Annotated in this window: 9 protein-coding genes and 1 other RNA gene; 5 read left to right on the top strand and 5 right to left on the bottom strand. The window is 49.7% G+C overall.

The window, feature by feature from the left end:
* Together RMO84_RS17140 and RMO84_RS17135 are read left to right on the top strand one after the other, a co-directional pair.
* On the top strand, positions 1-276 hold a 276-nt coding region (locus RMO84_RS17140), incomplete at its 5' end, for a transcriptional regulator (RefSeq protein WP_310489647.1).
* Positions 277-444: 168 nt separating this feature from the next.
* Entirely contained in the window at positions 445-1,674 is a 1,230-nt protein-coding gene (locus RMO84_RS17135; RefSeq protein WP_310489646.1) for an MFS transporter, read from the top strand.
* A 140-nt stretch (positions 1,675-1,814) separates the two neighbouring features.
* On the opposite strand, the gene RMO84_RS17130 is transcribed toward RMO84_RS17135, so the two are convergent.
* Together RMO84_RS17130 and ffs are read right to left on the bottom strand one after the other, a co-directional pair.
* Complete coding sequence (locus RMO84_RS17130; RefSeq protein WP_310489645.1) at positions 1,815-2,207, bottom strand: hypothetical protein; 393 nt, start codon at positions 2,205-2,207, stop codon at positions 1,815-1,817.
* Positions 2,208-2,356: 149 nt separating this feature from the next.
* Positions 2,357-2,453: signal recognition particle sRNA small type (ffs, locus tag RMO84_RS17125), an RNA gene on the bottom strand.
* 113 nt (positions 2,454-2,566) lie between these two features.
* On the opposite strand from ffs, the gene RMO84_RS17120 reads away from it, so the two are divergent.
* A complete protein-coding gene (locus tag RMO84_RS17120; protein WP_310489644.1) occupies positions 2,567-4,498 on the top strand; it encodes a heavy metal translocating P-type ATPase in 1,932 nt (643 codons plus the stop codon).
* 60 nt (positions 4,499-4,558) lie between these two features.
* On the opposite strand, the gene RMO84_RS17115 is transcribed toward RMO84_RS17120, so the two are convergent.
* From RMO84_RS17115 to aroB, 3 genes are all read right to left on the bottom strand, one after another.
* Entirely contained in the window at positions 4,559-5,380 is an 822-nt protein-coding gene (locus RMO84_RS17115) for an Rpn family recombination-promoting nuclease/putative transposase (protein ID WP_310489643.1), read from the bottom strand.
* 139 nt (positions 5,381-5,519) lie between these two features.
* Positions 5,520-8,972, bottom strand: a complete 3,453-nt coding sequence (locus tag RMO84_RS17110; protein WP_310489642.1) for a CHASE2 domain-containing protein — start codon at positions 8,970-8,972, stop codon at positions 5,520-5,522.
* Between the two features lie 98 nt (positions 8,973-9,070).
* On the bottom strand, positions 9,071-10,264 hold the full coding sequence (aroB, locus tag RMO84_RS17105) for a 3-dehydroquinate synthase (protein WP_396135888.1): 1,194 nt from the start codon (positions 10,262-10,264) through the stop codon (positions 9,071-9,073).
* 417 nt (positions 10,265-10,681) lie between these two features.
* Here aroB and RMO84_RS17100 point away from each other — a divergent pair, with 417 nt between their 5' ends.
* Both RMO84_RS17100 and RMO84_RS17095 read left to right on the top strand, forming a co-directional pair.
* Positions 10,682-10,777: a cytochrome b6-f complex subunit PetL gene (locus tag RMO84_RS17100; protein ID WP_310489640.1), complete on the top strand. Its 96-nt coding sequence runs from the start codon at positions 10,682-10,684 to the stop codon at positions 10,775-10,777.
* 77 nt (positions 10,778-10,854) lie between these two features.
* Complete coding sequence (locus RMO84_RS17095) at positions 10,855-11,670, top strand: carbon-nitrogen hydrolase family protein (RefSeq protein ID WP_310489648.1); 816 nt, start codon at positions 10,855-10,857, stop codon at positions 11,668-11,670.
* Positions 11,671-11,854: the final 184 nt, after the last annotated feature.

The following is an 11,854-nucleotide window of genomic DNA, read 5'->3' as shown; positions in this document are numbered from 1 at the left end:
CCAGAGGCTGACGAATTGGAGGTATTGGCAACTCTCATCGAACTATATGAAGACAAATATTTTCCCATCGGATTGCCAAATCCGATCGCGGCAATCCAATTTCGATTAGAACAGTTAGATCGATCCGAACGAGATCTCGTGCCGATTTTTGGGAGCGAACATTTGGTAACAGAAGTTATGGCTCAACGTCAACCATTAACCCTGGAAATGATTCGCGCGCTCCATCATCATTTGGGTATCCCCGCCGATGTATTGTTGCAATATGTCGAATCATAGTCGATCGATATCGAATTAAATATATCAGCCAGATCGCGATCTCAATATTGCTGGCATTTGTGAAAATGGCGGCTGTCGATTAGGCTAAACATGTCGATCGTCGTGTAAGGTGGGCAGTGACGATCGTCATAGATTGCCAAACTACCCATCCCAAGATGCTGCTGCGGAATGAATACCTTAAAACAGCTCGCACCGCCACAGCGGCGCAGCTTGCTCGTGCTATTTGTCACGGGCTTATTATTTTGGATAAGTATTGCGATTTTATTACCGACACTACCGGCATATTTAGATGCGATCGGGATTAGTCAACAACAGATTGGGTTAATTATCGGTGCCTTTGCGATCGGTTTACTGGCCACCCGTCCGCTGGTGGGTAAATTAGTCGATAATAAAGGGCGCAAATTAGTCTTATTAATCGGGACAGCGGTAGTAGCGATCGCGCCATTGGGTTATCTAACCGTGACGGAGACGCCATTATTGATGGCGATTCGGGCATTTCACGGGATTAGTATTGCGGCGTTTACCACGGCTTACAGTGCCTTGGTTGTAGATTTGGCTCCCCCCAAACAACGCGGTGAAATCATCGGCTTGATGAGCTTGACAAACCCCGTCGGTGTGGCATTAGGCCCCGCGATTGGGGGTTATTTACAGGTGCATGGCTTATATCGAGAGATCTTTTGGATTTCGGTTATTAGTGGGGCGATCTCGTTTGCGGTGGCGACGCAGTTGCGTCACAATAAGCCAGAAATCGAGCTAGATCGCGATGAGCCAGCGCACATTTCGACATGGCAAATTTTGACTAATCCGGCATTAGCAATTCCGGCATTAGTATTGTTGCTGATTGGGTTTCCGTTTGGGGCGATTCATACTTTCTTGCCGTTATACATCCAGACGCTGCACGTCGATTTCAATCCCGGCTTATTTTACACGATCGCGGCGATCGCCAGTTTTAGTGCCAGATCGGTAATCGGCAGCAGATCCGATCGTTACGGACGCGGGGTCTTTATCGCTGGTAGTCTCTGTTGCTATACAGCGGGAGTTGCTTGTTTGGCGACGGCGCATAGTCAGTGGAGTTTTATGTTTGCCGCGATCTTCGAGGGCTTGGGCAGTGGGATACTCATCCCGATGACTGTTGCGCTGGTATCCGATCGATCTTTACCCCAACACCGAGGGCGAGTGTTGTCGATCTGCATTACGGGATTGGATTTGGGCATTGCGATCGCCGCACCTGTATTTGGATCGATCGCGGGTAGTGTCGGCTATGCGGGCATTTTTACGATCGGGACGGTGATGGCGATGGGTGCGATTGGCGTGTTTCTACGTTGGGGCAATCGGAGCTTGCGACATTCGATCGGGTTTAGTTTTGGTCGGGATCTCGATGTTTATCGGCGGGGGTAAGGATTAATTGATAATTGATAGTCGATCGCTTGGCGGTCTGGATGAGTTTTTAGCAGTTACCAAGTTTGTTAAAACACATCCCCGACTTCTCGAAGAAGTCAGGGATGTAGCAGCATCCTATCGGCAGCAACTTGGCTTATTTAGGAATTTTTCATGCGCTTGAGTTCTTCTTGCAAGGCTTCTACCTGCTTGCGCATCTGACTGATATGTTCGGGTGATTCGGTTGATGTAGCTGCTGGTTCGCTGTCAGTCACGATCTCGATCCGGCGCGGCTCGTTGGTTTTCTGCGGTCGATCGCTGGTCGGCGTTTGCGCTTGGTTTAAATTCTGTTGTTGGGCGGATTTAATCATCTCATCAACCAACTTGCGCGCTTCTTCGGTGGTAATTTCACCTTTGGCTACCATTTCATCGGTAAGCTTCTGGGCTTGGACGCCGATCGAGGACAGCTTCTCGCCAGCTTGTTCTCCAGCCGCAGTCGCCAGTCCTACCCCCAGGTAAAATGCTTTTTGAACGATATCGCCTAGACCAGCCATAATTAAATTTTGAGTGATAAGGTGAGAAGTGTTCGAGCTATCTATGCTTACTAAGATAACCGCTCGAATCGCCTAGTGGCTATGGTCTAATGGTACGGTTTGCCGATATTGTAGTGTCGGGCGGCAATTTTCGTCGTGTCTAAAAATTTTATGACCCGGAGACCACGCCTGTTATAAGCATCCCATGTTGCTGCTACCTTCCAGTCCTGACAAGGTTTGGGCGTTACGACCGCGTGGAGCCGAATCGCTTTCTATCATAGCATGAAACATGGCAATTTTCACGAGCGGTCGTAGTGAAGAATCGTTCTGGTTGCTGATAACCTAGATATTCATGCACCTAAATATCCGCGCCACCGCTTATGCTGCGAACATCGCCATTATCCCTCGCATATCTGCTCAAACATCATCGTGAAACTGTCGCTGCCGCAGGTTGTGCGGTGTTGCTGCTCTGCGGCTGGTTAGTCTTGCAATTTACCGCCACTGGCGCGAGTTTGCAGGTGGTGGGCTTGGTGTTATTGCTATTGGCATATCTAGTCGGCGGCTATGGCAGCGCGATCGAGGGGTTGACGACGCTGTGGGCAGAACGGGAATTAGATGTCGATTTGCTGATGATCGTCGCGGCTCTGGGTGCGGCGGGACTGGGCTGGTGGCAGCAGGAATACGGGCTAATTGTCGATGGTGCGGTGTTGATTTTAATTTTTGCGATTAGCGGTGCGCTCGAAGGGTATGCGATGGCGCGGACGGAGCGGAGTATTCGCAGTCTGATGAGTCTGACGCCGGATTTGGCTCGTGCGATCGTGTCGGGAATCGAACGGGAAACACCGATCGACAGGTTGCAAGTTGGGGATATTTTACTAGTGAAACCTGGGGAATTGATTCCGACGGATGCGATCGTCATTGAGGGAATTAGTAGCATCGATCGATCTGCAATTACGGGTGAATCGATTCCGGTGGCAACGACGATCGGCGATGAGGTATTTGGTGGCACGATTAATGGCAATGGTGCTTTGAAATTACAAGTCCATCAACCGCCTGCCAGCAGTTTGATTCAGCGGATTATTACCCTAGTCCAGCAAGCCCAAACTGCGACTCCTGCATCTCAAGCTTTTATCGAAAAATTCGAGCGGGGTTACGCCAAGGTTATTGTCATTGCGGGGCTATTGTTGGCGACGTTGCCACCATTTTTGTGGCACTGGACTTGGGAAACGACGATCTATCGCGCGCTGATTTTTTTGGTGGTAGCGTCACCTTGTGCGTTGATGGCGGCGATTATGCCGACGCTACTGTCGGGTATTGCCAATGGTGCCCGTCAGGGGATTTTATTTAAAGGTGGGAATACGCTCGAAGCGATCGGTCAAGTTCAGGCGGTGGCGTTTGATAAGACGGGCACGCTGACGATGGGTAAATTGGCAGTTGTCGAGATTATCCCGATCGAGCGTACCGCTACTGAGGAAATCCTGCAACTGGCAGCAGCAGTCGAAAGTGGCTCTGAACATCCGATCGGGCGGGCGATCGTCACGGCCACTCAAATTCAAAATCTAGCCTTCGATCCGGCGACGGAGATGATGGCTAGTCCTGGGTTGGGGATAACTGGCACGCTCTGGGGGCAGTCGATCGCGGTCGGGAAGACGCAATTGATGTCCGAGGTCATCAGAGCCAAGATTGCCGATCGTCACGCCTTAATCGACGCCCTAGCAGCCACTGGTAAGACGATCGTCTGGGTAGCTTGTGGTGAGGAATTGTGCGGTGCGATCGCGCTGGCGGATACAGTCCGACCCGAAGCCTTAGCCTTAATTCAACAGTTACAGCAGATGGGTATCGCCCAAGTTATGCTGACTGGCGATCGGATTGAGAGTGCGCAGGCGATCGCCCAAGAGTTAGGTATAACTGAGGTATATGCAGATTTATTACCTGAAGATAAGGTAAATATCGTTAAAAGATTACAAGCAGAATATCGAGCGGTGGCGATGGTGGGCGATGGGATTAATGATGCTCCCGCGCTTGCTACCGCGAATGTGGGGATTGCGATGGGTGGAGTCGGGAGCGATGTGGCACTGGATACGGCAGATATCGTCTTGATGACTGATTCGCTCGATAAACTGGCACGCGCGATCGAGTTAGGCCGCCGGACGCAACGAATTATCAAACAAAATATTGCCTTTGCTTTATCTTTTATTTTGCTGTTATTAATCGGCAATTTTATGGGCGGTATTAATATGCCCTTGGGCGTATTCGGGCACGAAGGATCGACGGTATTGGTAACTTTAAGTGGTTTGCGGTTGTTGCGATGAGCGGGGTCGATGTAAATTTAGAGTCATTTCGATCGATAGCTATTTAGCAAAGATCGATATTCAATTCTGACTCAACCAGGCTTCTAAATCGGCACCAGATGTAAAGTCTAATAGAGCTTCACCTAAAGATTCGATGCGATCTATCTCTAAAGCTAAAACTCTTGCCTGAACTTGTGGCGAGAGATTCCCTAACTTCCGATTTAGTTGCTTGATTACTAATGCTTTTTCCTGCTGTCGTCCAATTTCTAGACCCTCAGCCTTAGCTTCCTGATAAACTCGCGTCTGTTGTAACTCAATCCCTAACATCGCATCCACCTCATCTCTACTCAAGTTGCTGAACTTGTAAACCATAATCGTTGATATCAGGTTCATTATATCCGCTCTTTCTAGCGAACGATCGATTAAGCCTCTAGCTTGAGTTGTGGCGTCATCGCCTTCTAGTGTAGTCAGTACCATCAAACCCAAACCAGTTGGTAGCTCCTCTACTTTACCTAACTCATCCAAATAAATCCGTCTAATCCGTCCGGTATCTAGCAACTCCTGTACCATTTCAGTGCGAGATTGCTCCACGGTTCGAGTTGGATAAATTACCACAGCTTGCCAATTAGCAAATCGTTCGCGATTACGATAAGTATAAATAGAAATCTCACTCATCATCCGTTCATATAGCAATTCATCCAGTTGAAACTGCACCTCACATATATAAATTATTCCTGATGGATCTGGCGGAATAAATACTCCATCAATTCTAAAAGCCGTTTCCTTAACCTCAATCGATTCAAAAATGTACTCGTTAGCCCGATCTGGAAGTTGAGGTAATAGCTCAAATAACAAAGCAGGGTACTGACGAAATAACTGGTAAAAAATCGAATCGCGACGCATGAACTAGGAATGAATGTTTACTCGTACTTTAACATTTAATAGATTTAATTTATGGCGATCGATCCAGCCCAATACCAAGAGTTACGCTGTTATCATTAACACGATTGGTTGTGGCGATCGCGACAGATGCAGCGGATGCTTATGATGTCAATGAACCACTAGGTGAGCGGGATGATTCTTCATACTCATATAGACTGTTTGAATCGATAGGAGCCGCTATTTCTTCACGATCTCCTTCAGTAGTGGCGGTAGCAATTTCCTGCGTCCAGCGGATGATTTTGGCCGATAGTTCGTCTTTGCGGACGGGTTTGGAGAGGAAGTCATCCATCCCAGCCAACATCGCTAATTCGCGGTCTTCTTTCATGGCACTGGCAGTGAGGGCGACGATCGCCGTATGGCGCAGTTTGCCCTCGCGGAGCCGGATTTCTCTAGTGGCGGCGTAGCCATCGAGTCGCGGCATGTGACAATCCATCAGAATGACGTCATAATCGCGATCGGCAATTTTGGCGAGGACTTCTTCACCGTCGCACGCCAGATCGGCGGCATAGCCCAAGTTTTTGAGTTGATTGAGGGCAACTTTTTGGTTGACTTTATTATCTTCAGCGACGAGGATGCGGAGCTTGGAGCTAGGAATGGCTGCTGCTGGTTGGATTTGGGGCGGCTTGGGATCGGAGATCGCTTCAAAGGAGGGGAAATCGGGTGCTGGTGTAAGGACATTTTGTTCGACACAGCGATTGAGCAAGGCTAGCGGCTTGGCGGGTTTGAAGGCATAGCTGGCGATCTCCGATCGTTGTTGGAGCAGTTGGGCGCGATCGTATTCATTGAACCCGATGGTCGTGACGATCCGCAGATTTGCGAGTTCGGGATAGTGACCGATCTGTTCTGGTAGTGTCGTATTGGGCGCGTCGGCGAAGCAGAGATCGGTAATAAGGCTGGCAAATGGTTGCCCGACAGCAGTGGCAGCTAGCAGTAGATTCATGGCTGCAGTGCTGGTGGTGGTAGTAGTGACGATCGCGCCATAATGTTCCGCCGCTGAGGCGATCGCATGGCGACTGTGATCCCACTTGCCAGCAATCAGTAAGCGTTGACCATGAAGCGTTTGGGCGAGGTGGCGACTCTGGCTCAGTTCGGCGTTCATCTCTGGGGTCAGGATCGCGCGGGTACAGGTTAAGGTAAACCAAAAGATCGACCCCGCCCCAGGGGCACTAATTACGCCAATCTCGCCACCCATCATCTCGATCAACCGCTTGGAAATGGCTAATCCTAAGCCCGTGCCCCCATACTGCCGCGTGGTAGAGGAGTCAGCTTGCGAAAAGGATTGAAAGATTTTATCTTGACTGTCGGTATCGATGCCGATCCCCGTGTCTTGAACCTGGAAGTAGAGGGTCGTTTGCCGGGAGGTAGTAGCGATCGCGCTGACATCGATCGAGACGCCGCCGCGATCGGTAAATTTGATCGCATTACCGATTAAGTTGGTCAAAATTTGCCCCAAGCGCGTGGGGTCGCCCTGTAAACGAGCGGGGATGGTAGGTTCGATCCGACAGCTCAATTCGATGCCTTTAGAATAAGCATTATTGGCTAAAACATCGATCGTTTGTTCGACGGTATCGGTAAGATTGAAATCGATTTCTTCGAGATGGAGTTCGCCAGCTTCGATTTTAGAGAAATCGAGAATCTCGTTGATAATATTTAGTAAATTATCCGAGCTACACCGGATGGTTTCGACAAAACTGCGCTGTTCTTCATTGAGTCTGGTATCTAGTAATAACTCGGTGAAGCTAATAATGCCATTCATCGGCGTCCGAATTTCATGGCTCATATTTGCCAAGAACGCGCTCTTCATTTTACCGGCAGATTCAGCTAACTGGCGAGCTTTTTCCAGAGCGATATTTTCTTTGGTTAATTCTTGGCGACTGTGGCGTTCGCGCTCGATCAATAATGATTGAAGTTGCTTTGATGTCGTAATATCTTCGATCGCCAACAAAAAGCCCGAAACGACAGCAATATCTTCGATCTTCTTACCATCGATGATATCGCGTTGAATTTCTTGCCAGTTGAACAAAGCTTCGATTTTGAGTGTAAAAAACTTATCTTTGTACCGGACTTCCTTAGCTGGCAAACTTTGGTAAGTGTGCAAATCGGCGAGATGTTCTTCCCATTCTGTCGCTGTCAACCATTGGGGCACCAAGCAGTGCTGAATCTTATCACCGATATTAATACTCAAAAGCTGGGACGCGACCGAATTACAAAACCAGACCGTGCCATCCAATTCGGTGGCGAGTAGTCCCATCGATAAGCTGTGGGCGATCGCGGTTTGGGCAGATTGGGCGCGGCCTAATTCGGCAGCTAGGGTGGCTAATTTCGCTACTTTGCCGACCGGAATCGGCGGTAATGTAGGTCGGTCGCCAGCGCGGGGCGTATGGGCGACGAGATTGATTTGATGGGTTTGCCACAGCCTGTCGATTTCGCGCTTGACCAAAAAGTCGGTGTATTGGCGTTCGCAGTAAGCGACGCCCAAGCTGGTCAATACTGCCAGGGTAATGGGGGCGGTCACTGGCAGCAAATAATTATTCGCTAACGCTACAGTGACGATCGCCAGCCAACCGCCACTCAAGCCAACTACGGCCAGCAAGCGTTGGCCGTGAGTAAGCCGGCTCAAGCGATCGCTCAAGAACGGACTGAGGCCGAAGAGGCATATTAGGATCCATTCCCAGGGCACCAGTTGTAACTGGGCATGTTGGAGGAGATTATCGACGATCGCGGCATGGAGATAAATACTGGCCGCGCCTTCGGCTCGATCGAAGGGGGTATCGATGCGATGGGCACTATTCCCCGCCACCCCGACTAAAACAATTTTGTTATTAAATCCTTTTTCAAGTTGTTGCTTAGTGCGTTCGTCTTGAGGTTCGAGAATCGAACTCAACGAATAGTGGTTGACCTTGGCAACTTTCCCCGGCCAATTAATCCAGAAATTACCCTCATTTGCCGGACGTTGGATTTCTGGAGTATTGCTGAGATTATGACCTTCGACAGCCATCCACGCGAGTGAATAAACCCGATTTTTATAAGATTGAATCTGACGAATCGTGCCGTCGTGACTTTTGATTTTATCGATATGACCGACAGCTTGGGCGGCTGCTTTCAATCTGCGCGTCGGCAAGATCGGCGTATTGCGTCCATCCCAACTTTGAGCGAGCACGACCGCTTTATGCTGATTGATTGCCGCAACTAATTCATCATCTTCGGGGGTACGATCGCTGAAGATCTGCTCGAAGGCGATCGTACTAGCATTATATTTAGTCAGGATTTTTACTAACTTGGCATAGTACGATCGATTGTTTGGTAAATCTCGATATTTGGCAATACTCGCATCATCGATTTCTACCACCACTACCCGATCGTCCCACGCTCTTTGGCCGCGCAATTGGGTCAACCGATTGTAAGCAAAATCTTCCATCGGTGCGGTCGCACCGAGTTGCACCAAGCCGATCGCGATCGCGGCGGCAATTGGCCCTGGCAACCATCGCCATCCAGAGCGCAACTGGTCGGGCAACTGTGCCGAAAGATGAGTAAATCGGGTGAGATAGTTCAAGATGAATGAGGTGAATTCGGTATACGGTGGGGATGAGTAAACGCAGTAACAACCCAATCGCGATCGGTTATCGTAGTTTTAATTAGAATAACTGGAATCTAAATACTTTGAATCGGCAACATAGCGGTTAAAACTTGCTTAATTAGCGGATCTGAGACTAATGTTTGAGTTGAGTCGGATGGCTGATATTCGATCGTTTTGGTGGCCCCGATTTGGATCGGGAGAATAAATACGCCTTTACCAGCTTGGACTTTTTTATCGGATTTAAGTGCCGCGACGATCCGATCGATATTATCTGCTGCGATGGCGATCGGTAATGCGGCAACTGCTAAACCGGCTTTTTGCAAGACGGCCTGCTGACGGCGAGCATCCGTTGCCGACCATAGCTTGAGTTGCACTGCCAGTTCGCCAGCGGCGAGCGTCCCGAGGGCGACAGCTTCGCCATGATTGACGACTTTGTAGCCAGTCACACTTTCGATCGCATGACCGATCGTATGTCCGTAGTTGAGAGTTGCGCGCAATCCTTTTGTTTCATGCTCGTCTTTGCTCACTACATCAGCCTTCGCCCGTGCAGACCGGATCAGAATAGTGGCCAGTAGTTCGGGATCGATTTCGTCCTGTTTGAGGCTGGAAGACTGTTCCAGCAATTCAAATAACTCTGGATCGCCGATAATTCCATACTTGATGACTTCCGCCATCCCTGCGCGAAATTCCCGAGCGGGGAGCGTCGCTAAAACTTGGGGATCGGCCAGCACCAAGCGCGGCTGGTGAAAGGCTCCAATCAGATTTTTCCCCCGAGGATGATTGACGCCAGTTTTCCCCCCGATCGACGAATCGACCATCGCTAACAAGGTCGTCGGTACTTGCACCACGTTCATCCCCCGCAGCCAAGTAGCGGCTGCAAAACCCGTCATATCTCCGATCACCCCACCGCCCAGAGCTACCAGCGTTGAGGAGCGTTCTAGGCCATTTGCGAGAGCATGGTCGTAGATTTTCTCGATCGATCTGAGGGTTTTATATTCCTCGCCATCGGGTAATTCGCAATAGGAAACCTCAAACTGGGCACCAGCGAGTGCGGCGCGCGCGCGTTCGCCATATAGCCCAAATACGGTGGGATTAGAAACGATTGTCACCTTCTCGCCGAGCTTGGATCGATCGCTATTTTGTGCCGCCTGCTCAGACTGGACGCGACGTAACTCTACACCCAAGCGATCGAGATTGCCACTCTCGATCGAGATTTCATAACTACGTTCGCCATCTACGCCTAAATTAACTTGAATCATTACTTCTATGAACGGTAGGGTGGAGAGTTGAAAGTTGAAAGTTTAAAATTACGACTGACGATCGGGCTTTTCGGCTTTGCCGTTCGCGCAGCGTCTCCCCAGGAGAGGGTTGAGCGAGCAAAAACGCTTGACCTGAATTCGCTGCCGCTCTCATCAGCTAATCCGCAGGGTTGCAAGCGATCGAGAACGGGGATGTCAAATCGGGGCTAAAAAGCGATCGAATGCGATCGCTACTGGCGTGCGGCAAATTAAATCTGGCCAACTGCTCGCCCGTAGTTTAAATTGTAGATCCATCAAGACCACGATCCGAACCGATCGTTGTTGTTGAGTTGTTTAACAGATAGAGTCGATCTCTAGCCGCTAGGCTCCAGTCAGTGATTTAATGGTACTTGAATAGTTAGTTATTATTTGTGGAGTTTTAGAGCTATGTCTGGCGCGATCGTCTATCTCGGGTTTATCGGTGTAATGTTTGGCATTGCGATGGGTCTATTTTTTGGCCTCAAATTTGCCAAAATCATTTAGGATCGATGGCTAGTCATGCGGTGACTAGTCAATTTACCCAGCTTTATTACAATTTACCTCACCACGTTGTCGCACTCATGAAATCCTACCTCGCTGCTGCTGTGCAGATGACCAGCCTACCGGATCTAACCAAAAATCTGGCTGCTGCTGAAGAATTAATCGAATTAGCCGTTCGGCGAGGTGCCGAGTTAGTCAGTCTGCCCGAAAACTTTGCGTTCTTGGGTACAGAAGAAGAAAAGATCGAGCAAGCTGAAGCGATTGCGACTCAAACCGAGAAGTTTCTCAAAACCACTGCCCAAAAGTTTCAAGTGACGCTCGTCGGTGGTGGCTTCCCCGTTCCTGTCGGGACTCAGGGCAAGGTTTATAATACGGCGTTGCTAGTCGGCCCTAACGGTGAAGAACTCAGCAGATATGAAAAGGCACATTTGTTTGATGTCGATCTCCCCGATGGCAATACCTATCGCGAGTCCAGTACGGTGATGGCGGGGATGAAGTTGCCAGATGTGTATCATTCCGAGCAATTAGGTGGGATTGGTTTATCTGTCTGCTATGATGTCCGGTTTCCAGAGTTATACCGCCATCTATCGAAATTAGGGGCGGATGTGTTGTTCGTACCGGCAGCTTTTACCGCTTACACGGGTAAAGATCACTGGCAGGTGTTGCTCCAAGCACGGGCGATCGAAAATACTTGTTACGTAATTGCGCCTGCCCAAACTGGCACTCACTATGCGATGCGGCAAACTCACGGACATGCGATGATTATCGGCCCTTGGGGGGTGATTCTGGCTGATGCTGGGGATCTGCCTGGGGTGGCGATCGCGGAAATCAGTCCGACGCGGTTGGCGCGGGCGCGGGCGCAAATGCCGTCGCTGCAACATCGGGTTTTTGCTTGATCTAGTGGCAGTTAAGGTACTGGGATGGTTGAACTAGTGTTGCTGCGAAGATTACTAGTTCTGATTCATTCGTTACTGGGCGTAGGTTGTCATCATTCGATTGTTAATGGTTAAGCGTGGCGGCAAACAATCGATACTTGTACTGTGCCACTTCTCTTTGTGAGGACAGAACCCGGATCTGGGG

This window comes from Chamaesiphon sp. VAR_69_metabat_338 (genome assembly GCF_031423935.1).
Classification (GTDB): Bacteria; Cyanobacteriota; Cyanobacteriia; order Cyanobacteriales; family Chamaesiphonaceae; genus Chamaesiphon.
This window is presented reverse-complemented; position numbering and strand designations above follow the sequence as displayed.